The organism is Exiguobacterium sp. s39, from assembly GCF_018618925.1.
Taxonomy (GTDB): domain Bacteria; phylum Bacillota; class Bacilli; order Exiguobacteriales; family Exiguobacteriaceae; genus Exiguobacterium_A; species Exiguobacterium_A abrahamii.
In genome coordinates, this window is sequence record NZ_JACSNA010000001.1 from 1,695,555 (window position 1) to 1,721,241 (window position 25,687).

22 protein-coding genes, 1 riboswitch and 1 other annotated feature are annotated in these 25,687 nt (G+C 47.0%); of the genes, 5 read left to right on the forward strand and 17 right to left on the reverse strand.

The genetic code is table 11. The features are described from left to right. Positions 1-164 precede the first annotated feature (164 nt). A complete protein-coding gene (locus KNQ11_RS08890; RefSeq protein ID WP_050678607.1) occupies positions 165-1,436 on the forward strand; it encodes a BaiN/RdsA family NAD(P)/FAD-dependent oxidoreductase in 1,272 nt (423 codons plus the stop codon). 59 nt (positions 1,437-1,495) lie between these two features. Here the strand turns inward: KNQ11_RS08890 and KNQ11_RS08895 are convergent, their stop codons facing one another. From KNQ11_RS08895 to KNQ11_RS08915, 5 genes are all read right to left on the reverse strand, one after another. Then, entirely contained in the window at positions 1,496-2,473 is a 978-nt protein-coding gene (locus KNQ11_RS08895; RefSeq protein WP_214771152.1) for a hypothetical protein, read from the reverse strand. A 131-nt stretch (positions 2,474-2,604) separates the two neighbouring features. Then, a complete protein-coding gene (leuS, locus tag KNQ11_RS08900; RefSeq protein WP_214771164.1) occupies positions 2,605-5,010 on the reverse strand; it encodes a leucine--tRNA ligase in 2,406 nt (801 codons plus the stop codon). A gap of 46 nt (positions 5,011-5,056) precedes the next feature. Beyond that, positions 5,057-5,279, reverse strand: a binding site (T-box leader). 38 nt (positions 5,280-5,317) lie between these two features. After that, positions 5,318-5,962, reverse strand: a complete 645-nt coding sequence (locus KNQ11_RS08905; protein ID WP_214771167.1) for an HAD family hydrolase — start codon at positions 5,960-5,962, stop codon at positions 5,318-5,320. A 93-nt stretch (positions 5,963-6,055) separates the two neighbouring features. Beyond that, positions 6,056-7,090: a peptidoglycan bridge formation glycyltransferase FemA/FemB family protein gene (locus KNQ11_RS08910; protein WP_214771170.1), complete on the reverse strand. Its 1,035-nt coding sequence runs from the start codon at positions 7,088-7,090 to the stop codon at positions 6,056-6,058. 183 nt (positions 7,091-7,273) lie between these two features. Further along, positions 7,274-8,452, reverse strand: coding sequence for an MDR family MFS transporter (locus KNQ11_RS08915; RefSeq protein ID WP_214771174.1), 1,179 nt, complete (start codon positions 8,450-8,452; stop codon positions 7,274-7,276). A 153-nt stretch (positions 8,453-8,605) separates the two neighbouring features. Between KNQ11_RS08915 and mnmM the strand changes: the two genes are divergently transcribed. Further along, on the forward strand, positions 8,606-9,205 hold the full coding sequence (mnmM, locus tag KNQ11_RS08920) for a tRNA 5-(aminomethyl)-2-thiouridylate-methyltransferase MnmM (RefSeq protein ID WP_255343803.1): 600 nt from the start codon (positions 8,606-8,608) through the stop codon (positions 9,203-9,205). Between the two features lie 50 nt (positions 9,206-9,255). Here the strand turns inward: mnmM and KNQ11_RS08925 are convergent, their stop codons facing one another. The 3 genes from KNQ11_RS08925 to metK all read right to left on the reverse strand — a co-directional run bounded on the left by KNQ11_RS08925 (position 9,256) and on the right by metK (position 11,873). Next, positions 9,256-9,960 carry a serine aminopeptidase domain-containing protein gene (locus tag KNQ11_RS08925; protein ID WP_035396459.1) on the reverse strand — a complete coding sequence of 235 codons (705 nt, stop codon included), beginning with the start codon at positions 9,958-9,960 and terminating at the stop codon, positions 9,256-9,258. Between the two features lie 78 nt (positions 9,961-10,038). Then, positions 10,039-10,527 (reverse strand): GNAT family N-acetyltransferase, encoded by a 489-nt coding sequence (locus tag KNQ11_RS08930; protein ID WP_023469107.1) that lies wholly within the window; start codon positions 10,525-10,527, stop codon positions 10,039-10,041. Between the two features lie 137 nt (positions 10,528-10,664). Next, positions 10,665-11,873, reverse strand: coding sequence for a methionine adenosyltransferase (gene metK, locus KNQ11_RS08935; RefSeq protein WP_023469108.1), 1,209 nt, complete (start codon positions 11,871-11,873; stop codon positions 10,665-10,667). Positions 11,874-12,001: 128 nt separating this feature from the next. Next, positions 12,002-12,128: riboswitch (SAM riboswitch) on the reverse strand. Between the two features lie 234 nt (positions 12,129-12,362). Here metK and pckA point away from each other — a divergent pair. Further along, positions 12,363-13,931: a phosphoenolpyruvate carboxykinase (ATP) gene (gene pckA / locus KNQ11_RS08940; protein WP_195864591.1), complete on the forward strand. Its 1,569-nt coding sequence runs from the start codon at positions 12,363-12,365 to the stop codon at positions 13,929-13,931. 24 nt (positions 13,932-13,955) lie between these two features. Here pckA and KNQ11_RS08945 read toward each other — a convergent pair whose 3' ends face one another. The 9 genes from KNQ11_RS08945 to KNQ11_RS08985 all read right to left on the reverse strand — a co-directional run bounded on the left by KNQ11_RS08945 (position 13,956) and on the right by KNQ11_RS08985 (position 24,139). Next, positions 13,956-15,209, reverse strand: coding sequence for an EAL and HDOD domain-containing protein (locus KNQ11_RS08945; protein ID WP_149427742.1), 1,254 nt, complete (start codon positions 15,207-15,209; stop codon positions 13,956-13,958). A 174-nt stretch (positions 15,210-15,383) separates the two neighbouring features. Then, entirely contained in the window at positions 15,384-16,139 is a 756-nt protein-coding gene (locus KNQ11_RS08950; protein ID WP_214771177.1) for an alpha/beta hydrolase family protein, read from the reverse strand. Next, entirely contained in the window at positions 16,111-16,584 is a 474-nt protein-coding gene (ytkD, locus tag KNQ11_RS08955) for an RNA deprotection pyrophosphohydrolase (protein WP_047393467.1), read from the reverse strand. The genes KNQ11_RS08950 and ytkD overlap by 29 nt, the downstream gene beginning before the upstream one ends. Positions 16,585-16,756: 172 nt before the next feature. Continuing rightward, positions 16,757-18,106, reverse strand: a complete 1,350-nt coding sequence (locus KNQ11_RS08960) for a glucose-6-phosphate isomerase (RefSeq protein WP_050678632.1) — start codon at positions 18,104-18,106, stop codon at positions 16,757-16,759. Positions 18,107-18,219: 113 nt separating this feature from the next. Continuing rightward, positions 18,220-19,386, reverse strand: coding sequence for an iron-containing alcohol dehydrogenase (locus KNQ11_RS08965; protein WP_050678634.1), 1,167 nt, complete (start codon positions 19,384-19,386; stop codon positions 18,220-18,222). A 137-nt stretch (positions 19,387-19,523) separates the two neighbouring features. Next, positions 19,524-19,916, reverse strand: a complete 393-nt coding sequence (gene yugI / locus KNQ11_RS08970; protein ID WP_012371159.1) for a S1 domain-containing post-transcriptional regulator GSP13 — start codon at positions 19,914-19,916, stop codon at positions 19,524-19,526. A gap of 436 nt (positions 19,917-20,352) precedes the next feature. Beyond that, positions 20,353-21,396: a ribonucleotide-diphosphate reductase subunit beta gene (locus tag KNQ11_RS08975; protein WP_035406099.1), complete on the reverse strand. Its 1,044-nt coding sequence runs from the start codon at positions 21,394-21,396 to the stop codon at positions 20,353-20,355. Continuing rightward, on the reverse strand, positions 21,365-21,853 hold the full coding sequence (locus tag KNQ11_RS08980) for a flavodoxin domain-containing protein (RefSeq protein WP_023469116.1): 489 nt from the start codon (positions 21,851-21,853) through the stop codon (positions 21,365-21,367). Before KNQ11_RS08980 ends, KNQ11_RS08975 begins: the two co-directional genes overlap by 32 nt. A gap of 18 nt (positions 21,854-21,871) precedes the next feature. After that, the gene (locus KNQ11_RS08985; RefSeq protein ID WP_023469117.1) at positions 21,872-24,139 is read right to left on the reverse strand and encodes a ribonucleoside-diphosphate reductase subunit alpha; all 2,268 of its coding nucleotides are present in this window, start codon (positions 24,137-24,139) and stop codon (positions 21,872-21,874) included. A gap of 456 nt (positions 24,140-24,595) precedes the next feature. On the opposite strand from KNQ11_RS08985, the gene KNQ11_RS08990 reads away from it, so the two are divergent. Both KNQ11_RS08990 and KNQ11_RS08995 read left to right on the forward strand, forming a co-directional pair. Then, complete coding sequence (locus tag KNQ11_RS08990) at positions 24,596-24,835, forward strand: NifU N-terminal domain-containing protein (protein ID WP_023469118.1); 240 nt, start codon at positions 24,596-24,598, stop codon at positions 24,833-24,835. Between the two features lie 56 nt (positions 24,836-24,891). Beyond that, positions 24,892-25,686: a glycosyltransferase family 2 protein gene (locus KNQ11_RS08995; protein ID WP_214771180.1), complete on the forward strand. Its 795-nt coding sequence runs from the start codon at positions 24,892-24,894 to the stop codon at positions 25,684-25,686. Position 25,687: the final 1 nt, after the last annotated feature.

A 25,687-nucleotide genomic window follows, 5' to 3' on the forward strand; every position in this document is an offset into this window, starting at 1 on the left:
TAAACTCGACACTCTGATCGTGACTGTCTCATTATACAAGTTCTCTCGTACACAATTGCAAATCATTATACCGCTGTCTATCTTGAATTGAAAGAGACGGTTTGTTTACAGTCGCAACTTCTGCTAAAGTGAAACAAGCAGAATTCTATGAATGAGGTGACCTTATGTACGATGTAATCGTAATCGGAGGCGGACCGAGCGGCTTGATGGCAACGCTCGCCTCTTTACAGGCTGGAGCTCGAACGCTCCTGCTCGATAAAGGAAATAAATTAGGTCGGAAGCTTGCGATCTCTGGCGGCGGACGTTGTAACGTCACGAACCGAAAACCACTCGACGAACTCGTCCAGTCGATTCCAGGAAACGGACGTTTCCTTTATAGTGCCTTTTCTCAATTCAATAATGAATCGATCATCGAACTCTTCGAAGGGTTTGGTGTCGCCCTCAAAGAAGAGGACAATGGACGGATGTTTCCTGTCTCGGATAAAGCAGCAGATGTCGTCCGTGTATTGATCGATCAAATCCGCGCGCATGGTGCCGAGATTCAAACAGACGCGCAGGTCGCTACGCTCGACTTCCATCCAGACGGTTCTTTTGCAGCTGTCATCTTAGAGAACGGCATGCGTCTTGAAGCAAAAAGTTGCATCGTTGCAGTCGGCGGACAATCTGTTCCACATACCGGTTCGACAGGTGACGGCTACCCGTGGGCTGAAAAAGCGGGTCATACGATCACGGAACTCTTCCCAACGGAAGTTCCAATTTTGTTAGGTGATACGTTCATTCATGAAAAAACATTACAAGGGCTGTCGCTACGTGACGTCGCCTTAACGGTCCACGGCAAAAAAGATAAAGCAATCAAGACACATACGGGTGACTTACTCTTTACCCACTTCGGTTTAAGCGGTCCGATTGCTTTACGCTGTAGCCAGTACACGATCAAGGAGCGCAAACGTTCGAAGGAGACGATCGTCCATCTATCAATCGATCTCTTCCCGGACGAATCCCTCGGTGCGTTAACCGAACGCTTCCAAGCCGCGCTTGCAGCAAATCCCAAGAAAACGGTACGCAACGCCCTCCGCGGCTTCGTGCCGGAACGTCTGCTTGAACTTCTATTTGCTCAAATCGGCTTTGGCGATGAAGTCTGCACACAAGTCAAGAAACAGGACTGGACGGACTTCTTGCAAAAATTAAAGCGATTCCCACTTAAAGCAACGGGAACGCTCGACTTTGATAAAGCTTTCGTCACGGGTGGTGGCGTCTCAATCAAAGAGATTGATCCAAAGACGATGATGTCGAAAAAAGCGGAGCGGTTATTCTTTGCCGGGGAGATTCTTGATATCCACGGCTATACAGGTGGTTACAACATCACCGCTGCATTCGTGACGGGTCATTGCGCCGGTAGTCACGCCGCAGAGATGGCACGTGATACTGTCTTTTAATATGAACAAGACCCGATTCTTCTGCTTAGCAGAGGAATCGGGTCTTGTTCTGTCAGGATTTAATCAATCGGTGTAAACGATCGGCTTGAGAATTTATCCGTGACGACTAACGCGAACAACTCATTATCTTGCACGAAAATCCCTTTCGAACCATATACTTTCGGACTGGCTGTCTCGCCCGTGATCGTTTTGTCCTTTCGATCGATCGAATAGAGATAGAGCGCTTCTGAATCGAGTGTGTAGATCCGACCTTGTCGTTCAGCAAGACCAATCGGACGGAACTCGGACTCGAACGATTTCTTCGCATCACTTCGCATCCCACTCGCCGCTTCAATCTTCTCACGTTTGATGACTGATAGATAAGGCGGTTTCTGTTTTTTCTTCAATGCACGTTTTTTCTTTTCCGAGGCGTCAGGATCAATCTTGATCTTATCCTCTTTCATCGCGAAATAAGTCACCTCGATTCGTCCCAGTGCTCGAATATGATTAATCGTATAGAATTCTTTTTTCTTCGCATCATATCCAAGACCATGGAAACTATCCCGTATCGTCGTTCCTTGTACTTTTTCACGTTTTTCTTCGCTCCAGACACCGTCTTTTCGCGTAATCGTGACCAGAATCTGATTCGACGTCAATAGCGCGACTGTCTCCCCGTCAACGAGCGTCATACCGTCTAAACCAGCGAGCAACAACTTTCCTTCTTCTAACTGGAAAGATGCGTTGATGCGTTCTCCGGTTCCACTGATTTCAAAGAAACGATAATCGTCTGTGACGACGAGGTACGAACCAATGGAATCATCATATAACATGTGTTGGACATTTTTGATTAATGGCTCTTCCGGGTTCGGAATAGCTGAAGGCGTTTTCGGTGGCACCTGTTTAACGGCTGCCTGATGCTTTGATTGCGTCTCGATTTTCGCGAACGTTTCTTGAATACGTGACAACGTCTCTGGCTTCGAGAAGACGAGCAGTACGCAAAGGATCAACCCCGAAACGACAGCAAAAATCGTTGTATAGACTATATAAGATCGTTTCATTGATGGTACTCGCCTTTCTTTCTCGGTTTCTGATTCAGTGTAGCAGAAGGTCGTTGAAAAAAAAAGCGGACTTGCGACGGAAATGAAGAAACCCCCTCCATTCGCATCAAACGAATGAAAGGGGCTATGGCTTAGTTTGCCACGATATTGATTAATTTTTTCGGTACGACGATGACTTTACGAACTGTTTTGTCGCCGATCCATTCTTGTGTCTTTTCATCAGCAAAGGCAAGTGCTTCGATTTCTTCTTTTGTCGCATCGATGTTGATTTCGATTTTCGAGCGAACCTTTCCGTTCACTTGAATGACGAATTCCATCGTATCGCTGACGAGTTTCGATTCATCGAATGTTGGCCATGCTGCATACGTCAATGTCTCTTCAAATCCAAGTTGTTCCCAGAGTTCTTCACCAAGGTGTGGTGCGACTGGCGTTAACAATTGGATGAATCCACGAAGGAAGTGACGCGGAAGAACCGGCTGTTTGTTTGCTTCGTTGACGAAGACCATGAGTTGCGAAATTCCGGTGTTGAACTGGATGTTCGCGAAGTCTTCCGTGACCTTCTTGACCGTCTGGTGGTACGTCCGCTCGAAGTCAGCATCGACTTCTGTAACGTCCTGAATGTCTGCTGTCCGTTCGAACAAGCGCCAGACACGATCGAGGAAACGACGCGCCCCGTCAAGACCGTTCTCCGACCAGGCAACTGATGCATCGAGTGGTCCCATGAACATTTCGTACAAGCGTAATGTATCCGCACCATGCGATTTGACGATTTCATCCGGATTGATGACGTTACCGCGTGATTTCGACATCTTCTCATTGTTCTCTCCAAGAATCATCCCTTGGTTGTACAACTTCTGGAATGGTTCTTTTGTTGGTACGACGCCTGCATCATACAAGACTTTATGCCAGAAGCGCGCATACAACAAGTGGAGAACGGCGTGTTCCGCACCACCGATGTAAATATCGACTGGAAGCCAGTATTTTAATTTTTCTGGATCCGCGATCGCCTCTTCATTGTGCGGATCGATGAAACGAAGATAATACCAGCAACTTCCGCCCCATTGTGGCATCGTATTCGTCTCGCGACGCCCTTTCATTCCTGTTTCAGGATCCGTGTAATCCAACCAGTCTTCCGCAAGCGCAAGTGGTGATTCGCCTGTACCAGACGGTTTGATTTCCGGGATGATTGGAAGTTCAAGCGGTAATTCCTCTTGGCTGAGCGTTTTCATCGAACCATCTTCCATATGAACGACTGGAATCGGCTCACCCCAATACCGTTGACGACTGAACAACCAGTCGCGGAGACGATACGTGATTTTCTTACGTCCTACTTGATTCGTTTCGAGTTCAGCGATCATCGTCTCGATTGCATCTTGTTTTCCAAGTCCATCGAGCATATGCGAGTTGACGTGTTCGCCTTCTCCTGTGTAGGCCGCTTCATCAACGTTTCCGCCCGCGACGACTTCAACGATTGGCAAGTCGAATTGTTTCGCGAATTCATGGTCGCGCTCATCGTGTCCTGGAACCGCCATGATTGCACCCGTCCCATAAGAAGCAAGGACATAATCAGCGATCCAGATTGGAAGACGATCGCCTGAGATTGGATTGACGGCGAAAGCACCCGTGAAGACACCTGTTTTTTCCTTCGCTAAATCCGTCCGCTCGAGGTCCGACTTCGTTTGGACTTGCGAAATGTACGTATCGACGGCTTCCTTGTGATCCGCTGTCGTGATGTCAGCTACGAATGGATGCTCCGGCGCAAGCACGAGGTACGTCGCACCAAAAATTGTGTCCGGACGTGTCGTAAAGACCGTGACTTGTTTTTTGTGTCCATCAATCGTGAAATCGATCTCAGCACCTTCTGATTTTCCGATCCAGTTCCGTTGCATCTCTTTGACAGAATCCGGCCAATCAAGGTCATCGAGATCTTCAAGAAGACGATCCGCATATTCCGTGATTTTCAAGACCCATTGACGCATCGGGACACGCACGACCGGATGATTTCCGCGTTCAGATAATCCGTCGATGACTTCTTCATTCGCAAGAACGGTTCCGAGTGCTGGGCACCAGTTGACCGCGACTTCGTCCACGAACGCAAGTCCTTTTTCATACAACTTCGTAAAGATCCACTGTGTCCATTTGTAGTACTTCGGATCTGTCGTGTTGATTTCACGATCCCAGTCATAGGAGAATCCAAGTTCTTTCAACTGACGCTTGAACGTCTCGATGTTTTTCGCTGTGAATTCACGTGGGTCATTCCCTGTATCGAGGGCGTATTGTTCTGCTGGTAATCCGAACGCATCCCATCCCATCGGGTGAAGGACGTTGTATCCTTGCATCCGTTTCATCCGTGCGAGGATATCCGTTGCTGTGTAGCCTTCCGGGTGACCGACGTGGAGTCCGGCACCTGACGGATACGGGAACATATCAAGGGCATAAAACCCTTCTTTTTCTGGATCTTCTGTCGTGACGAAGGCGTTGTCTTGATCCCAACGCGCCTGCCATTTTGGTTCGATTTCGCGATGATTGTACGGCATGTCTTTTCCTCCTCTAATCTAAAAAAACCGGTCCTCCGTCCCTAGGAATAGGGACGAAAGACCGGTTTGGCTTCCGCGGTACCACCCACGTTGTCTGTCTATGACAGACCGCTTGATTCACGGATAACGGTGTGAAAGACCGGATTCGCTACTACGACTTCACGAATCGTGCTCCCTGACGAGTTCACGGTTGTTACCGACTGGTTCGCACCTTCCACCAGCTCTCTTGACGGCACCTTTCCCCTACTACTTCAGTTCCATGCAATTGACTATCTTTTCCTAGTGTAATCTGTTTCTTCCTCAAGCGTCAACGCTTCCGTAAAATTTCCTCGATTTCTGCATGCGATCGTGCTACATGATCCGCTTGTTCTAGACGTTGCATCGGCATCCGATCATCGAGAAGCGCAATCACTTCCATGCCTGCTGCTTTTGCGCCGCTCATCCCGTTTGCAGCGTCTTCAATGACGAGACAATCTTCAGGCGCGTGCCCGATTCGTGATGCTGCAAGATGAAAAATCGCAGGATCAGGCTTTGAACGCACGACTTCTTCTCCACTGACGTAATGCGTGATTGGAAGCTCATAATGACGGATGACGCGTTCGATTTTTTGAAGCGAACTCGAGGAGGCAATCCCGATATCGTAACCAAGAGACGCCGCTTGCTCGATGACTTGTTTGACTCCCTCTTTTAAACCACATTCCTCCGGTTTTGCATGAATTTGAAACAACCGATGTTCTTCTTCTAGTAACGCACTAGCTGTTTCTTTTAGCTGATGCTGGGCGACAAGCTCTTCCCACATCTCATCACCTGTTTTTCCCATGAACGTCGCATACTGAACTGGATCGAGCGGAATCGATAACGTTTTGAACATCTGCTGATGGACCTCGAAGTAGCGAATTTCACTATCTAAAATGACCCCATCCATATCAAAAATAAGACCTCGTTTTTTCAAGACACATCCCCCTTAATGATCTATCATGATTTCAGCATATCAAAAAAACGACTACACGATGTAGTCGTTTCGCCTTCTTCATTTAGTTACTGTTTAACTTGTCGCCATTTGGACACTAGTTTGTCGGTAAGCTGGAAAATAATCCGAATCAGCATCTGACCCGTATCGTACACATAACTGATCGTATATGGCTGGTTGAAGAATGGATTTTCCTTGATGATACTCAAATAAACGATACCCGGTGTAACGGCATTTACTCTCAAAGAGACTATCCCGTTCTTGATATCCACCCCCGAGATGTTGTTCGACGAGACCGCGTGCTTTCGTCTGAAGAATCGCTTCGTACTCGAGTCGCTGATTCGGGAACATCTTCGCTTCGTCCCGCTTACAACCAATCAAATGACCGTGGGCATATTCTTTTCCGAGCAATACGAAGTATCCACCAACAGGTTCTCCGTCGATTTCCGCAATCAGTAACAATGGCTCACAGAGTGGATTTGCTTCAAATAATTGTTCAAAATAACTGTCCGTAAAATAGTAATGAGCCGAAGCATTCTTCCGGTCCATCGTTTCATGATACAACGCTACAAAGACAGGTAGGTCGTCTCGTGTTCCTGTTCTAACGGTTAAAGGAGAGGCAAGCGATTTGCGAATCATACTTCTCGTCTTCTTATGAAATGTCTGCATGATGTCTTCTATTGAAGGGCGTAAATCGATACTCGTCGTATGACGGATGAAGGAGACTTTCGTCCAATCCCGCATGAAGCGTTCATTACCCGTCAATGGATTAAAGCGAATCATTTCCGAGACAATCGCTTCTCGCTTTGCCCACCTTTCAAACAATAGACGTGCATGCTGCATTTCAGTCGCGGTCAGTTGACCGATGATTTCCGGTCCACCATAGCCATACGGCGTGATGAGATCTGAATAAGGCGTATCAAAAATTCGGCGCTTCAAAAAGGGATAGAACAGTGTTCCTGCATCACCTTCATAACGGAATAGCACCGCTTGCTCAGACGGTCTAGCGTTGAGCGTGACATATTGGTGACTGTAGAAGATATCAAGAGGCTGTTGCTGTACGTGTGTCGTCCAAGTTGCGGCATCTGTGATGAATTGACACCTTTCCATTCGTGCACCTCCAGTCAAAAAGAAGCAACGTTCATATGACCTTTCTTTTTCAAGTTCTTGATTAGAAAGTACCCGTTTCTTTGCCGAAATATTCCATATTATTAAATGTTTATTTTATGATTTTCGAACGAATGACGTAACAAAAGACAGCGGTCATAATGTCCGCTGTCTTACAGATGATGCTCATGATGTGATTTTTGGAATAGCACGAAGGAAGACGACGCCCGCTAACAGAATCAATCCAATTAATGTCAAGAAGACCGCTGACATACCTGATACATCGTAGATCAACCCTCCAACGGTCGGACTGATCATCCGCCCCGCTGAAGCAGCAATATTGACGTACCCTTGGAATTCTCCTTCTTTTCCGATCGGCGCGAGTCTCGCTGCCATAGCAGGAACTGCTGGCCAGATGAACATCTCACCAATCGTCAGGATGATCATCGCGACGAGGAACATCTTGAAGCCGCCTGCGAACGGAACGATCAGATAAGACAAGAGGAAGATTCCTGTACCGGTCATCAATTGTCGCTTTAAGTCATCTCCAAACCAACGAAGAATTGGTGTTAGTAAAGGTTGTGCGAACACGATGAGTGCTCCGTTGATCGTCCAAAGAATCGAGTACTCGGAAATCGTGACACCGAGCGATTTCGTGTGTACGGCAAAGGTTCCTTGCCATTGCACATAAACGAACCAAAGTAAGGCATAACCAATCGAGACGAGCAACATCGTCCGTGCCGCACCGCGTGCAAGGGGTGTGCGTGTCGTTTCGATCTCGTCATGCGCCGCATGCATCCGCGTCGGTGCCTGAATCCAGGACAAACCAACGAACAAAATGATGGCAAAGGCGATGTAGAGGACGAGATTGGCGATGAAGATGTACTGAATCGAAAAGGCAGCGATTTGACCACTGACTGCTGTCCCGAGCGCTACACCGACGTTTTGTGCGACATAGATCGCATTAAAGGCACGGCGCCCGCCTTCCGGCCAGATGACACCCGTCATCGCGTAGATCGTCGGAAAAACCATCCCACCGACGAATCCAATCAATCCAAGCATCGCGACGTATCCGAGGTACGTCTGATGAAACAGCAACAAGCCGACGGAAGACAGGACAAGTCCGATGACACTGATGACAAGCGTCTTCTTGCCACCGAGACGGTCAAACGCTTTTCCACCTAAGTAGTTTCCGACGATTGCTAAGGCCGAGTTGACGAACAATGCCATCCCTGCTTTTGTCATCGACTCTCCTAAATATTCATGAATATATAATGTATTAAACGGCCATAAAAAAGAGGATCCCGTCGTATTGATGGCCATCGCAAGGACGAGGATCCAGACCGCTTTTGGTAATTTTGGCATACCTGTGGTCCTCCTATTTCATTCTCAACCTTGCCACTTTACGCAATCCGTCCCCTAACTGTCAAGCCACTTCGCTTTTCGTCAACGAATCAAAAAATGATATAATGCAGAAAGAATCTTGCACATACTGAACCATTACTAGAAAAACAGACCATAGGAACAGGAGTCTATGCCATGTCACTTGCCCGTGTACTACCTTATACGAAACAATTACTCGAGTCCGTTATCGAACCCGGAGACTGCGTCGTCGATATGACTGCTGGAAATGGACATGATACACAGTTTTTAGCAGAACGCGTCGGTCCAGAAGGTCGAGTCCTTGCGTTCGACGTCCAGGCACAAGCCATCGAGGAATCGACGCGACGTCTCGACGAAGCCGGAATGTTAGCACGCGTCGACCTTTATCATGAAAGCCACATCCATGTCGGTGCCCGTCTTTCGGACGAACAACGTCCTGTCCGCGCCGGTGTCTTCAATCTCGGCTACCTGCCTGGAAGCGACAAATCAATCACGACGACAGGAGAAGAGACGCTCGAAGCACTCGATGCCCTCCTCCCGGTCCTCGCTCCCGGCGGTCTTGTCGTCCTCGTCGTCTATCACGGTCACCTGGAAGGAAAACGTGAACGCGACGCTGTCCTCGATTACGTCACAGCCCTTGATCAGCAAGATTATGCCGTTCTCCAGTACCGTTTCTTGAATCAACAAAATCATCCCCCGTTCATCATCGCGATCGAGAAAAAAGTACGCGGATGATGGGACACAAAAAAGTGATGCCCTTTTTTAGAGGCATCACTTTTATTATTTCATTCTTCAACAAGCTTAAAGAACAACATTAATTTTTCTGCAAACCGAGTGTTCAACCGTTCGAAACTAAAATGCGGAAAACCGTGTAGACGTTGTAAGTAAATCTGATCGCCACCCATTTTCCGGCATACTTCAAGCGTCAACTTGACGTCTGCGAACTGATCGTCTGGTGCATAAAAACAAGCCAAGTTCACACGCGGCAGTTTTTTTCGTTCCTCGTCATGTACGACGATCTCTTCTTCGATTTCCCGGTACTGTGCATAGGTCAGTTCACCGATGCGAACGGTATCTTCCGTACTTTGACCAAACGGCAACGTACCGAGTGGCGCATCGGGCCGGAAACGATCAAATGCACTCGCGAAGACTTGTTTGACGCCTCCGAGTTGTTTCGAAGGATGCCAATCAAATAACGGTGAAATGAACGCAAGGCTTGCGACCGGTAATTCATATTCTTGCAACAGACGATTGACGACGAGTGCGCCCATGCTACAGGCGACGATATGAATCGGTAGCTTGCGTTTCCCGGCTTCACGTAATGCTTCTTTTAACAGTTGACCATGCTCTTCAAACGAGATGCGACGTGGTGCGTCGACAAGTAATACTTCATACTCTCGTTCGAGTACCCGAATCAAGGCTTCACTCGGACGGGCACGCAGTTGTAACGGATAAACTAATACGATGATTCCTGTTGGTTGTTCAACCACAAACTCACCTCTTCACTTCATACTTCCTTTTTACGATACCTTATTTCAAACGCACACGAAACCGTCCCAAGACGGATTTCATGAGGCGACATGGCGAAGACGAATGACAGATTCTACTTGCCCAAAGACTTCTTCCGTCATCTCACTGAGTTCTTCAAAACCGAATGAGGTTAAGAACTGACGTGCTTTATAGTTACGTGCCTCCACGTATACTTCGAGTGGGACGGCTCCTTGTCGTTCGAGTTCACGGATCAGCCGTCGTCCGATTCCGTTTTGCTGATATTTCGGCAAGACGTACAGACGAATGATCTCCCACGTTCCCTCAACATCAACAGCATGAATGAAACCGACGATTTCCTCATCGATGATTCCGACATAAAAATACTCTCCCCGTGCTTCTTCCGCCGTCCGGATCGCACGAACGACTTCTTCTTGCGGATACGCCTCCTGCACGAAATGCGCTTTCGAACGTTCGGAATAGATTTCTGCATACGTATCCAACCAAGATGTGACGGCAATGTCATGAATACGTCCTGCATCAGCTGGAATAGCTTCGCGTATTTCCATAATCGGAACCCCCCTTTGTATTCATACGAATCGACTCATGTACTTTTACCCTCTTCTAGAAAAAACATTCGTTTCCTGCAAAGTTCCACGGAAACAAAAAAGTCCGAAAACCCGCGTAGGGTTTTCGGACTTTTTGATTATGCGAAACGTTTTGCTTGTTCTTCAAGAACTGCTGCTTTATCTGTTTGCTCCCATGGAAGCTCAACATCTGTACGACCGAAGTGACCGTATGCAGCTGTTTGACGATAGATCGGACGACGGAGATCAAGCATGTTGATGATTCCAGCCGGACGAAGATCGAAGTTTTCAGCAACCAATTCGACGAGTTGCGCTTCAGGAAGTTTTCCTGTACCGAATGTATCAACCGCGATTGATACTGGGTGCGCGACACCGATTGCGTACGCGAGTTGAACTTCTGCTTTGTCTGCAAGACCTGCAGCAACGAGGTTCTTCGCGACGTAACGTGCTGCGTATGCAGCTGAACGGTCGACTTTTGTTGGATCTTTACCTGAGAATGCTCCACCGCCGTGGCGTGCGTATCCACCATACGTATCAACGATGATCTTACGACCAGTTAATCCAGCATCTCCTTGTGGTCCGCCAATGACGAAACGACCAGTTGGGTTGATGAAGAATTTCGTTGCTGCGTCGATGTATTCAGCCGGGATAACCGGTGTGATGACGTGTTCTTTCAAGTCAGCTTGGATTTGCTCAAGCGTGACTTCTTCTGCATGTTGTGTCGAGATGACGATCGTATCGACACGAACTGGCTCGTTGTTCTCGTTGTATTCGACCGTGACTTGTGTTTTTCCGTCTGGACGAAGGTAGTCGAGTTGACCGTTTTTACGCACTTCTGCCAAACGGCGTGCGAGACGGTGTGAGAGCGAGATTGGAAGTGGCATGAGTTCTGGTGTTTCTTTCGTTGCATAACCGAACATGAGACCTTGGTCTCCTGCACCGATTGCATCGATTTCTGCATCAGACATGCTACCTTCACGTGCTTCAAGCGCTTGGTCGACACCAAGAGCGATGTCTGCTGATTGCTCATCGATTGATGTCAATACAGCACACGTGTCAGCGTCGAAACCGTATTTCGCGCGTGTATAACCGATTTCACGAATCGTTTCACGAACGACTTTTGGAATGTCGACGTAAGTCGATGTCGTGATCTCACCTGCAACGAGAACGAGACCTGTTGTAACAGAAGTTTCTGCCGCAACACGCGCGTTTGGATCCGCCGCGAGGATTGCATCAAGAATTGAATCCGAAATTTGGTCACAGATTTTATCTGGATGACCTTCAGTGACTGACTCCGACGTGAATAGTCGGCGATTAAGGTTTGTCATGTATGACCCTCCCAAAAAAGAATTTGACGGTGTACTCATTTCCCCTAGTTGAGTGGGACGGTAAAATGAAAAAAACCTTTCCAAGTCCAAAAAATGGTCAGGGAAAGGTTGTGCGTTCTTCCTTTACCCTCTTATCGTTCGAAGTGTTTACTTCGCTTCAGGAGAGCACCTTTTCCCTCATTAATATGTGAATTAATGTAGGACGGTTGCCGGGTTTCTTCGGGCCTTGTTCCCTCCACCTGCTCAGAATAAGAGTATCCGTTACGAATTACATGATATAAAGTTGTACCTACTCTGTCAAGCAAGGTTTCAAATTCTAGTCGAAACTTTTTGAAAGAGATGTTAAACTGTTAATGCTGAAAGCGTTTCCAGATAAATAGAAATCAGCACCAGAAAATGATTGCTCTCTCTTTAGTATGTCATATATAATAAATGTGTCATACTAAATACAGTGAGCCAAAACCAACGTAGGGGAAAGGTGGGGTCAGGATGCCGATGACGGTCCTGAATATCGAAGAACTACTCAAGAAAGAGCATGTGTTCAAACAACTATCTGTTGCTGAACTTGTCGAACATGCGATTCGAAACGAAGAAGGTGTCCTTGCTGAGAACGGCGCATTATCTGTAGAAACGGGGAAATTTACAGGTCGTTCACCAAAAGATAAGTTCATCGTCCGTGATTCTTCCTGCGAGTCTCACATTGATTGGGGTCATGTCAACCAACCAATGGATGGAGACAAATTTGAACAATTGTTGCAAAAGGTTCTTCGTTACATGAACGAAGCCGATCAGCTCTACTACACAGAAGCTGCTGCTGGAGCAGATACGCACTTCACCCTTCCGGTCCGTGTGCTCACACAATACGCTTGGCATAACCTGTTTGCCAAACAACTTTTTTTACGCGAGTATCCTGAAGTGGCTGCCTTCGAACCGTTCACGGTCGTCTATGCGCCACATTTCAAAGCAGATCCTGCCGTTGACGGAACGAACTCTGAGACGTTCATCGCGATGTCGTTCGAACACCGGATCGTCTTGATCGGTGGAACGGAATACGCGGGAGAAATCAAAAAATCAATCTTTTCCGTCATGAACTATCTCTTGCCACAAGAAAATGTCCTTTCGATGCACTGCTCGGCAAACGTCGGACACGAAGGCGACGTCGCCTTGTTCTTCGGTCTATCCGGTACTGGTAAGACCACCCTCTCAGCAGACGATAGCCGTCAATTGATCGGCGACGATGAGCATGGTTGGTCGCACGACGGTGTCTTCAACATCGAAGGTGGATGTTATGCAAAGACCGTTAACTTATCACGCGAAAAAGAACCGCAAATCTTTGACGCGATCCGTTTCGGAACCGTCCTTGAAAACGTCGTGCTCGACGAAGCCCGTCACCCTGATTACGATGACACATCGTTGACGGAAAATACGCGTGCTGCTTATCCGATCACTGCAATCGATAATATCGCTGTTCCGTCACGTGCTGGTCACCCGAAGACGATCGTCTTCTTGACGGCTGATGCGTACGGTGTCTTGCCTCCGATCAGTAAATTGACGAAAGAACAAGCGATGTATCACTTCCTATCAGGATATACATCAAAACTCGCTGGAACAGAACGTGGGGTCACGGAACCGGAAGCAACGTTCTCAACATGCTTCGGTTCACCATTCCTTCCACTGATGCCTGAAAAATATGCGACGATGCTGGGCGAATTGATTGATCGTCATGGTGTCACTGTTTATCTCGTCAACACAGGCTGGACAGGTGGTGCTTACGGAACAGGTAGCCGCATGAAGCTATCCTATACACGGACGATGGTCAACGCTGCCGTCAACGGTACACTCGCAACGATTCCAACAGAAGAGCACCCGATTTTCGGACTTCATATGCCACTGGAAGTTCCAGGTGTTCCAAGCGAGTTACTCAATCCAGTACGCGTCTGGTCGAATCCGGACGAATACGACACACAAGCGCGGTCGCTTGCTGAGAAATTCCAACATAATTTCCTTCGCTTCGAAAGTGCGACGGATGCGATCAAGTCAGCTGGTCCACGCCTATAAAAAAAGAGCCTTCGGGCTCTTTTTTTATAGGATAGAATCCGTTCTTTCTTGAAGATGTGTTTCTTTTTGTTTAAGCCATTCCTGACTTTCTGCTAGTAGCGCATAGGCTCGTGGAAGTGAGACACCTAAACGTTGACTGAGTAGTTCGAACTGATCAAAATCACCGCGATCTGCACTGATCACAAGCACTAAACAATCCCGGAATGGATGATCTTTTCCTTGTAGGACAACCTTCAAGGAATCTTCGATTGGTAATTGACCAATGATGTCGTCGATATCCACAGACAATAACGCATCAATATGTGACAGCAATCCGATCATGTAGGCACTCTCTGACTTCAACGTGCGTGTTTCTTTTGCAAATAGCTCGCAAAGCTTAGCACAATGTAAAGAAGACCGGAGTAACTCATTTGACCATTCGTAAGGACTAGCAAGCTTCATCTCACGCAAGACGATTAACGAAATCCAGCTTTTGAGTTGCGAGAAGCCAAGTAGTGAAATGGCTTGACGAACAGAGCTGACTGTATTTCGTAATCCCATTCCTGGAGAATTGATCAGTTGCAGTACTTGAATGCTGATATACGGATTTGCTTCAATCTCATCAATGACTTCATCGTATTTTTCATCCGTATCGAGCCATTTTAGCATCTTCAGCAATACCGGCAATTGAGGAGGGACAGCTTTTCCCTTCATCAACATCGGCTTAGCATAAAAATAGCCTTGGAACCAGTCATATCCCATTTCAAGACAACGTGTGTGATCTTCATGTGTCTCGACTCGTTCGGCAAGCATCTTGATATGGGGATAATTACGCCGGACGATATGCAGGATCGCACTTTGCTCGCGAGGAGAAATCGCCTCGATGTCGATTTTAATTAAATCAATTAGCGCGAATAATTCTGTTCCATGTTGACGAAGTAAATCGGTCACAAAATCATCGAGTGCTAGTGTAAAACCTGCTTCTTTCCAACTGTGCAACACAGATAACATCTCTGTATCGATATCAACAGTTTCTAAAATTTCGATAACGAACCGTTTTGGATCTAAATAGTGAATCAGATCACTTTTCAAGAGATCCGCTGTAAAGTTGACGAAAAGTTTTTTACCTTCAGCGACATGCTCTACACCCATATGAACGAGTGTATTCGTTAAAACATCCATTGTCGCTAGATCACCGTCGAATACATTCATTTGTTTGACGGAACGATACAGCAACTCGAATGCATCAACTGCTCCGATTCGGTCAACGATGGGTTGACGTGCTAGTAAGATATCCATCGTCCTCCATCCCCCTCTACATTACTCATATGGTTCTAATTATATCAAAATTTATTTTTCAGGAAGTTTATTGTTTTTTACAACGAATCAATATTCTTTTTTTCCCATTATGTATGTAAGTTCAATTCTTCAGATGACAAAAAAACCGATACGACATTCATCGTACCGGCTAAATCATCGATTATAGATACCAGTCTCAAACCAATTCAACACATTCCGCGTCACACGCAACTTGTCATGAATCGGAAATTGATGGGCATAGGCATAAGTCTGAAGCGTCGTATGCTCAGGATGACGTGCAGCATAAGCGGTTGCGTGTCGTAAGCGAACGTTTTCATCGTATGCACCGTGAATCAACAATACTTCACCTTGAGGTGCGACATGGAGCGGCGAGCGAACCGCGTATGCATCAGGAACCGTATCAGGTGTACCTCCCGTGTATCGTCGCAGCATCTTCTGCATCGTCTTCTGTTCGTCATACGTCCACGTCAACTCCGTCACCCCTGCCCAGGACACCGTTCGGGCGACTGGACGGTGATGCGCAAGGAGCAACGCCATCTGTCCACCACGTGAAAATCCAAATGCGTGAACATGTGAGACACGTTGCTGCAACCAGTCAAAGGCACTGCAGGCGTCTTCGATATCGTGATGTCCAAAGTCTTCTTTTCCCGTACCGCCTAGATTCCCTCGATAGAAAGGTGCCATGACAAAAAAGCCTGCCTGTGCGAACGCGAGCAGTCGAGTCGGTCGGACCATTCCGATCGAACGCGTTCCACCACGCAAGTAGAGAATCCCCTGACCGTTCGCAACTTGCGGGAGTACGATATAGGCACCGACCCGTTCTCCGTCCGCTGTGGTATAAAACATCCGAAACGTCCGAAACGGACCTTGCCGCGGAAGTTCAAACCAATCGGCGTTCGCTAAGTACACGGAGTGTCTCCGGAAGGACACGGTCCTTCATCATAAAGCTGTATTGTCGATTCGTATCGAGACGATCAGGGAGTTCCTCGAATAGAAAAGCACCATCTGTTTCATCCACAGCAAGATGAGACGACAATGATCCGATTTGCGCGAAATAGATGTTTTTGATGATCGTATCACCTTTTCCAGCAACACGATACTGTCCGACATATGAGAGAGAATCGATTTTCCCACCCGTCTCTTCCATCACTTCGCGACGTGCGGCTTCTTCTGCCGTTTCCCCTGGTTCAACCTTTCCACCAGGAAATTCATACCCCCGCTGCTTATGATGGGTCAGCAACCATTTTCCTTCGTACACGGCAATGACCCACACGTGCAAGGGACGATCCGAGAACGGATGGTCATCAAAACTTAACTCCACTTGATTTTGATAGTAATCCAAGAATGTAATCACGTACGTGCACCTCATTTCTTCTTCTAACTTCACTTTACCTGTTTCACGGGTATTCTAAAAGTGAAAACGCTAGGATTACCTGTAAATCTGGAAAATGATAGCCTACTATCATCCGGTAAAAGCAAAAAAACAGCCGATGTTCCACTAGGGAACGATCGACTGTCATTTTACATTACTTCAAACGTGCTTCGAGTTCTGCTTTTTCTGCTTCGAATCCTGGTTTACCAAGAAGAGCGAACATGTTTTTCTTGTACGCTTCAACGCCTGGCTGATCGAATGGGTTCACTCCGAGGAGGTAACCACTCATCGCACAAGCTTTTTCGAAGAAGTAGAACAGGAATCCGAGGTGATACGGTGTCATCTCTGGAAGTTCGACTGTCAAGTTCGGTACTTGTCCGTCCGTGTGCGCAAGCAACGTACCTTCTGCTGCTTTATCGTTGACGAATTGAATCGACTTCCCTGCAAGGAAGTTCAATCCATCGAGATCCTGAGCGTCTTCTTCAACAGTCAACGCATGACGCGCTTGACCGACTTTGATGACTGTCTCGAACAGGTCACGACGACCTTCTTGGACGTATTGTCCCATCGAGTGGAGATCCGTCGAGAAGTCGACTGCTGCTGGGAAGATTCCTTTGAAGTCTTTTCCTTCTGACTCGCCGTATAATTGTTTCCACCACTCCGATACATAATGAAGTGCTGGTTCGTAGTTGACGAGAAGCTCGATCGTCTTCCCTTTCGCATAGAGCGCATTTCGTACGACCGCGTATTGATACGCTTCGTTGTCAGCTAGGTTTTCGCTCGCATAGCGCTCTTGCGCGTCACGGGCACCTTGCATCAACTCTTCAATTGAAATACCAGCTGCTGCGATTGGTAATAGACCAACCGGTGTCAAAACAGAGAAACGACCGCCGACATCGTCCGGAATGACGAATGTTTCATATCCTTCAGAGTCTGCGAGTGTTTTTAATGCACCACGCGCTTTATCCGTCGTTGCATAAATCCGGTGTTTTGCTTCTGCTTTACCGTATTTCTCTTCCATGAACGATTTCAAGAGACGGAACGAAATTGCTGGTTCTGTCGTCGTACCCGATTTCGAGATGATGTTGACCGATACATCTTTTCCTTCGAGGACTTCGAATAAATCGTGCAGATACGTCGATGAGATATTATGTCCTGCATAGATGATTTGTGGTGCTTTGCGATCTTCTTTTGATAACAAGTTATGGAATGAGTGTCCGAGCATCTCGATCGCAGCACGCGCTCCGAGATATGAACCGCCGATTCCGACGACTAACAACACATCAGAATCCGACTTGATTTTTTCTGCAGACGCTTGAATGCGTGCAAACTCCGCTTGATCGTAGTTCGTCGGAAGATCCACCCATCCTAAGAAATCACTTCCTGCGCCTGTTCCTGCATGAATCGCATGGTGAAGCGTCTTTACCGTTTCCGCCATATGATCTACTTCATGTTGACCTACGAATTGTAGGGCTTTCGAATAATCAAAACGTACTGTTGACATGCCATCGTCCTCCTTATTCATTCGCAACGAAATGCGACCTTCCTTTTCATTAAAACGCAAGAAGGAAGGTCGTTCAAGTCTTTTGTGAAATGAGTAGCAAATGTTACAGATTGTTATAGGGCAGCTGTCACGATTTGACGAACATCTTCGTTTCCGAGTGATTTGAAGTTTCCGAAGTCGCCGCGTGTCATTGCTGACTTGACGATTGCGTCAACTGTATCTTCTTTGATGTCATAATCAGCGAGACGATTCGGTGCACCGAGTGATGTCCAGAAAGCACTGATTGCATCGATTGTAGCGTGTGCCGCTTCCATCTCTGATTTACCTTCCGTATCAACGTTAAAGACGTTCTCACCGAGTGTCACGAAACGATGTGCATTTGATTCGTCAAGCACGTGGCGCATCCAGTTCGGGAAGAGGATCGCAAGTCCACCTGCGTGCGGGATATCGTGAACAGCTGAGACCGCATGTTCGATGTTGTGTGATGCCCAGTCTCCACGTGCGCCCATTTGAAGGACACCGTTGAGTGCCATCGTACCAGCGAAGAGAATCGTGCCACGAAGTTCAACGTTCTCGAGATCGTTGACGAGTTTTGGTGCTGCTTCGACGACTGCTTTCATGACACCTTCTGTCATCCGTTCTTGGACCGGTGCATGCGCAGGGTGGAAGTATTGCTCGAGGCAGTGGCTCATCATATCGACGATACCGTAGATTGTTTGATCTTTTGGCACACTGACTGTGTACTTCGGATCAAGGATCGAGAATGTTGGGAACGTAAGCGGGCTACCCCAACCGTATTTCTCTTGTGTCTTCCAGTTCGTGATGACGGATCCAGCGTTCATCTCAGAACCTGTTGCTGCAAGCGTCAAGACTGTTCCGAATGGGATGACTGTCTCTGGTGTTGCTTTGCCGATGACGAGATCCCACGCTTCGCCTTCATAAGGAATACCAGCAGCGATCAATTTCGTGCAGTCGATGACAGAACCGCCACCGAGTGCAAGCAATGCGTCAACGCCTGCTTCACGTGCGATTTTGATACCGCGCTCTGCTGTCTCGATACGCGGGTTCGGTTCGACACCGTCGCATTCGACGTACTCGATTCCTGCCGCGTTGAGTTCACGTGTGACATCATCATAGACGCCGTTCCGTTTAATACTGCCGCCACCGAAGACGAGCATGACTTTCTTTGCACCGAGTGCTTCGAGTTGTGGTTTCAGTTGGCTGACTTGTCCGTCACCAAAAATAAGTTTCGTTGGATTGCGATATTCAAAGTTTTCCATCTGTGTTGCCTCCTCAATAAGTAATGAACACCTTACATTATCCACACATTCCCCTTTCGCATCTAATTTAATGCTTATTCTGTGTAAAAATCGCATAAAAAAAAGAGAACCGACCGATGTCGATTCTCTCATGTGGCTTATTTTTGGAAGTTTGATTTTTCAATCCATTCTTCCAATTTACCTTTAAGAACGTTGAATCCAGGTGCTTCTTCTTGTTTGAAAGCAGGACCTGCATCGCGACGTCCAGCGTTTTTGCGTGGACCTTTCGCGCGTGCTTCACGTTTTGGAGCTTCCTGAGTTGCTTTGATCGAAAGCTTCATTTTTTTGTTAGCTTCGTCGATGTCGAGAACTTTAACAGTTACTTCATCGCCAACTTTTACGTAATCGTTGATGTCTTTTACGTAATCGTGTGAGATTTCTGAGATGTGGACGAGACCTTGTGTTTGCTCGTCAAGTGCTACGAAAGCACCGAAGTTTTGAATACCAGTTACTTTACCAGTAACGACTTGGTCTTTTTCAAAGTTTGCCATAATGTATACACTCCCTAACTAAATTCATCAACTTATAATAACACACTTTTCTTGTATCGTAAAAAATATTTTTGGAATTTGTTTATTTTTTATTTCACAAGGGAACATTTTAATAGCAAGACTTCAAGTATTCCCCCTGATTCTGCCGAACTTTCCGAGTTCGGCCCTTTTTTTGTTCTTTTGCTCAATTGACCTAAGTGACAAAGAAAAGTAATGCTTGAAACGAGAAAGACGAAAGACAGATAAGACTATCAAAAAAAACGGACAGTCTCGGTCTGCTCACTTTCCGCGGACAAGCCCTCATGCCGCTTCAGATGCGTCGCATCTTCCAGGGTCATGATGACTTGTTTTTCCGCAGGAGTCGAGCAGAACCTCACCTGTCCTAGCGTAAAGGAAATATAGAGTAGAAGCAATCATCAATTGATTTATTTATTACTTACAGATCGTCAAATCCATTTGCATCGGTTACTTTCGCATACGAACGTGATTTTTGTTCGAAGAAGTCCGATTTCGTCGCGTTCATCGAATCATCTGAATACGCACGAATCCATGGCATGACGTCTTCGTCGTGCCCTTCATAGAGATCCGACAAACCGATGACGCGAAGGCGTTTGTTCGCGAGATATTTAACGTAATCACGCATCTCACTGACGTCAAGTCCGTCTAAATCACGTAAAACGTATTCGCTCCACTCGATTTCAAGATCAACGGCACGCTTGAACGTGTCATAGACGAATTGTGTGAATGAGCCATCGGCATCAATTTCCGGATGCTCCGACAAGACAGCACGTAACAATTGGCTGATGAAGTACGAATGTTGCAGTTCATCACGTTGAATATAACTGATCATCGTCGATGTTCCGACCATCTTTTGGTGACGCGCTAAGTTATAGAAGAAGGCAAAGCCTGAATAGAAGTTGATTCCTTCAAGAACGATCGAAGCAACGAGCGATTTCGCGAAGTTCTCTGGAGTCCGGTCATTTTGGAAATCTTCGTATAAATCAAGAATGAATGCATTACGCTTCATGACCATGTCATCGTCTTTCGCGATATCAAAAATCCGGTTTTGTTCAGCCAATGGAACTAAGCTGGATAAGACGTAGCTGTACGATTGATTATGCACGACTTCCTGTTGCGCGATGATTGCGAGAATCGCATGAACGGACGAATCCGACGTGAACATTGCCGATTCCAAGATATAACGTGTCTGAACCGAGTCAAGGATCGAGAGTAGCCCGATGATTCGTTTGAATGCATCCTGTTCCCGTTCACTTAATTGATTCCACTGTTGCATGTCCTTCGACATCGAGATCTCATCTGGGATCCAGAAGTTCGATAACAGTTGTTTGTAAATCGAATAAAACTGTGGATACGCAATGTCGTTCCAGTTGACGATGGCACTCGTTTCGCCACCGATGATCGCTGTCGCGCGATTTGGATGACGTGCATCAAGCAGTTTGATTTTTTGTAGCTGTTCCATGTGCTTCGACTCCTTCTTGCTGTAATTGAAGAATGGTCCGTTTCGTCCATTCCTTGACGAGATGTGGGCGATTGCGTGGTGACTGTTCGATTTTCAAAAGTTCTCCAGCAAGCGGTACACCGAATTTCGAGAGATGATAGGCCATCTCATCAACGGCGCGACAATATTTGACGAACATCTTGTCCCCTGTTCCAAAAACAGCTGCCTGCGGAATCGCATGCGAACTCTCCTTTAGAACGGTTCTGAGACAATCGCGCATATCGTCGGGTAGTTGCCCATCTCCCCACGTATACGAACCAAAATAGACGATATCATAAGGCATTAACTGATACGTCGTCACTTCATCCGCAAACAACATCGTCGGCTCGATTCCCATCTCAGAACACGTCTTCGCGACGAGTTCTGCCACCTCCTCCGTGTTTCCACTCAATGACGCATATACGATTGCTGCCTTCATGATATCGTCCTCCTTATCTTATGATGAACACGATTCACATTCGTCGATTTCAACCGTCGTCGAACGCGTGTAGTAGATCGTCTTCATCCCGAGTTGCCACGCTTCCATGTGCATCTCGAGTAATTCTTTCGCCTTGACGTTATTTTTCACGTACAGATTGAAACTGATCGCTTGGTCGATGTGACGCTGACGCGAAGCATTTTGACGGATGCTCCATAACTGGTCGATTTCAAACGCTGATTTATAGAACCAGTTCGTTTCCGGCGTTAAATCTGGAACGGTGACTGGAATCTTATAGTTTTTCTTCTCTTCCGAGTAGACTTTTTTGTAGATTGGATCAATCGATGCCGTACTACCCGCAATGATTGCCGTCGATGAGTTCGGTGCGACTGCCATCAAGTATGCGTTACGCATTCCGTACGCCGTGATGTCGGCTTGGAGACGATCCCAATCGAGTTCATCCGTCGTTTTGTAGTGGCGACGTTTGATGTACTCTCCTGTTTGCCATTCTGAACCTTCGAAGAGACGGTACGCGCCTTTCTCTTTCGCAAGTTGCATCGACGCATCGATCGTCAAGTAAGCAATCTTCTCGTAGAGACGGTCTGCGTATTGTACCGCTTCGACCGATTCCCAACGGATGCCTTCGAGCGCGAGCAGATGGTGCCAACCGAACGTCCCAAGACCAACGGCACGGTATTTTTGATTCGTCAATTGTGCTTGCGGGACATCGATCGTATTCAAGTCGATGACGTTATCAAGCATCCGCATTTGAATCGGAATCAATCGCTCGAGGACATCAGAACGAACTGCACGTGCAAGTGCGATCGATGACAAGTTACAGACGACGAAATCCCCTGGTGTCTTCGTGACGATGATCTTACCGTCTTCCGTGTATTCTTCCGTCACGGTCGTCGGGCTCATGTTCTGCATGATTTCTGAGCACAGGTTTGACGAGTAGATCATGCCTGCATGTTTATTCGGATTCGCACGGTTAACGGCGTCACGGAAGAACATGTATGGCGTCCCTGTCTCAAGTTGCGAACGCATGTAGCGTTTGACGAGATCGATTGCTGGAACTGTTTTTTTGCTGAGGCGTGGCTCGTTGACACACGCTTCGTATCGTTCCGTGAAGCTGCCACCTTGTTCCGTCTCATCGAAGTAATCCTCGAGGCTAAAGCCCATGACTGTCCGAATTTCGTGTGGGTCAAATAAATGCCAGTCTTCTCGTGCTTCGACGGCACGCATGAAACGGTCCGGTAAGTTGACGCCTGTGAACAAGTCGTGTGTCCGAAGTCGCTCATCCCCGTTGTTGAGCTTCGCGTCCAGGAATTCGAGGATATCTTTATGCCAGATGTCGAGATACACCGCGATCGATCCTTGGCGCATACCAAGCTGGTCGACGCTGACTGCCGTGTTGTTCAATTGTTTCATCCACGGGATGACACCACTTGAGACGCCTTTGAAGCCTTTGATGTCTGATCCGCGTGAGCGAATCTTACCCATGTAGACGCCGATTCCGCCGCCACCTTTAGAGAGTGTCGCCACGTCCGTGTTCGAGTCGTAGATGCCACGTAGCGAATCATCGACTGTATCGATGAAACATGAAGAAAGTTGACCGTAAGACTTACCAGCGTTCGAAAGCGTCGGAGTCGCAACTGTCATGTAGAGATTCGACAATGCCCAGTAAGACTCTTTGACGAGTTCTAAACGACGTTCTTTCGGTTCGTTCTGCATCAGTGTCATCGCGATGACCATGAATCGTTCTTGTGGTAGCTCGTACAAGTTTTTGACGTGATCACGTGCGAGGTACCGGTCTGCCAGTGTTCGAAGACCAATGTATGTGAACAAGTGGTCGCGGGATGGATCGATCGTTGCCGACAGTTCGTTGATGTCTTCCTTCGAATACGCATCTAGTAAATGTTTCGTGAAGATGCCGATTTCTGTCAGTTTTTCAATCAGCGTATACAGCGAACCATACCGTTCTTCTGCTGCATATCCGCGATTTTCACCTGCTTCAAGGTATAACCGATTTAAGTAAGTCGCTGTCGCTACGAATGTCCAGTTCGGCTCTTCTGCCTTCAACATATCGAGTGCGTGCATCGTTAACAGTTCATAGACTTGATCGGCTTGTAGGGATTTTCCTTCAAGCGCTCGGATGGCACGTTCAGTATAGCGGTCGATATCAAGCTCCGGATACGTTTCCGTTGCTTGTCTAATCACGACATATACGTCTTCTATTGTCATTGCACCCTTAAAGATGCGTGCTGTATTCAGTGGAGATGCCACTATGAACCACTCCCATTCTCTATCGTTAAACAGGTTCGCATTACACGATGAAATACGCTAAACTAAAAAAAGACGTCCTACATATAGAAGGAACTCTACAACTCTCACTCTATATATAGACGTTTTTAGCGTTTTTAAACCTGTTAATCTACAAGATATAGGTTATCACTGAAATTCAAAAAAATAACCCCTTGCTTTGAAATTCAGGTCAAACAATTTGAAAAAGGCATCATGACGCCTTTTGAGATATATTGAGATAGCGAGTAAAATGTATTATAAGGTCAAGTGAACCGTTAAAATAAAGATGGTCCATTTCTCCTACTAGAAGAAAAATATTCTCTTCGAATTTTCTGATATACTGAACGTATCGATCTTCCGTCTATCAGGAAGAAGGATTCAATCCATCTATCACGAAAAGACGGCATATACGTATGTACGTTGAAAGGAGCTTACCTCATGCAAGTCGATTACACACCAAATCCGAATTCCGTCAAAATCACGCTCGAAGAACAACGCTTCGGCGCTAAAAGTACGAGTGTCAAAAAAGAAGATACACCTGAAGATGCGTTGCTCGCATCATTGATCGCCCTTGATGGCATCGACAATCTATTCGCTTACGGCGACTTCGTGACGGTTACGAAAGAACCAGAAGCAGAATGGAACGAACTGCTACCACGCATTGAAGCAAACATGTAAAAAACAAGAAGACACCTGTTCCTGGACAGGTGTCTTTGTTCAAGGAGCGATCACTGATGCCAACCGTATCCATCATCATTCCGACGTACAATCGTCCTCGTGAACTAGCAGAAGCGCTAGAAGCGTTGACGCGTCAACACTATCAAGACTTCGAAGTCATCGTCTTAAACAATAATGGAGACGATGTCTCAGCATTGACGACTGCGTATCAGGACCGTCTTCAACTGACCTATGTCGAGTTACCTGAAAACCACCATGTTCGTGCTCGAAATCATGGTGTCACGCTCGCTTCCGGTCGGTATATCTTACTTCATGACGATGACGACCTCTTATTACCGAGTCACCTCGAAGAAGCGGTCGGCGATCTCGAAGCTGGTGCCGACCTCACCTATACGGACGCGGAACTCTTTACGTACCGCTGGGAAGAGGATCACCGGATTGCAATCGATTCTGAGCCATTCGCGTATCCGTACGATCCGGAGACGATTCGAGAAGACTCGACGTACATTCCGTCCGGGTCACTCTATCGTAAATCGCTCCACGATCAACTCGGTCCATTTGATGAGGACGTCTTCAACTACTGGGACTGGGATTGGATCTTACGCGTCGGCAAGGATCATTTAATACTGCATCCGGCGCGCGCGACCGTCTTATATGCTTTCAATCCGTCGGGTAATCATGAATCCGCGCGTCAGGATGCAGCGCGACGTGTCTTTTTTGAACGCCTCGTTGAAAAACACCAACTTCCGACAAATGAAATGAAGAACTTCCATATCGTCCAGGCTGAGCGACGCGCACGATTGCGCCAGACCCGCCGTACCTTCAATGGTCAATTGACAGAAAGTGAGTGAT

What these genes read in the sequence shown, in the direction of transcription:
- KNQ11_RS08890 (WP_050678607.1), top strand. Translation starts at nt 165, where the DNA reads ATGTACGATGTAATCGTAATCGGAGGCGGACCGAGCGGCTTGATGGCA.
- KNQ11_RS08895 (WP_214771152.1), bottom strand. Translation starts at nt 2,473, where the DNA reads ATGAAACGATCTTATATAGTCTATACAACGATTTTTGCTGTCGTTTCG.
- leuS (WP_214771164.1), bottom strand. Translation starts at nt 5,010, where the DNA reads ATGCCGTACAATCATCGCGAAATCGAACCAAAATGGCAGGCGCGTTGG.
- KNQ11_RS08910 (WP_214771170.1), bottom strand. Translation starts at nt 7,090, where the DNA reads ATGGAAAGGTGTCAATTCATCACAGATGCCGCAACTTGGACGACACAC.
- KNQ11_RS08915 (WP_214771174.1), bottom strand. Translation starts at nt 8,452, where the DNA reads ATGCCAAAATTACCAAAAGCGGTCTGGATCCTCGTCCTTGCGATGGCC.
- KNQ11_RS08930 (WP_023469107.1), bottom strand. Translation starts at nt 10,527, where the DNA reads ATGGAAATACGCGAAGCTATTCCAGCTGATGCAGGACGTATTCATGAC.
- metK (WP_023469108.1), bottom strand. Translation starts at nt 11,873, where the DNA reads ATGACAAACCTTAATCGCCGACTATTCACGTCGGAGTCAGTCACTGAA.
- pckA (WP_195864591.1), top strand. Translation starts at nt 12,363, where the DNA reads ATGCCGATGACGGTCCTGAATATCGAAGAACTACTCAAGAAAGAGCAT.
- KNQ11_RS08945 (WP_149427742.1), bottom strand. Translation starts at nt 15,209, where the DNA reads ATGGATATCTTACTAGCACGTCAACCCATCGTTGACCGAATCGGAGCA.
- KNQ11_RS08960 (WP_050678632.1), bottom strand. Translation starts at nt 18,106, where the DNA reads ATGTCAACAGTACGTTTTGATTATTCGAAAGCCCTACAATTCGTAGGT.
- KNQ11_RS08965 (WP_050678634.1), bottom strand. Translation starts at nt 19,386, where the DNA reads ATGGAAAACTTTGAATATCGCAATCCAACGAAACTTATTTTTGGTGAC.
- yugI (WP_012371159.1), bottom strand. Translation starts at nt 19,916, where the DNA reads ATGGCAAACTTTGAAAAAGACCAAGTCGTTACTGGTAAAGTAACTGGT.
- KNQ11_RS08975 (WP_035406099.1), bottom strand. Translation starts at nt 21,396, where the DNA reads ATGGAACAGCTACAAAAAATCAAACTGCTTGATGCACGTCATCCAAAT.
- KNQ11_RS08980 (WP_023469116.1), bottom strand. Translation starts at nt 21,853, where the DNA reads ATGAAGGCAGCAATCGTATATGCGTCATTGAGTGGAAACACGGAGGAG.
- KNQ11_RS08990 (WP_023469118.1), top strand. Translation starts at nt 24,596, where the DNA reads ATGCAAGTCGATTACACACCAAATCCGAATTCCGTCAAAATCACGCTC.
- KNQ11_RS08995 (WP_214771180.1), top strand. Translation starts at nt 24,892, where the DNA reads ATGCCAACCGTATCCATCATCATTCCGACGTACAATCGTCCTCGTGAA.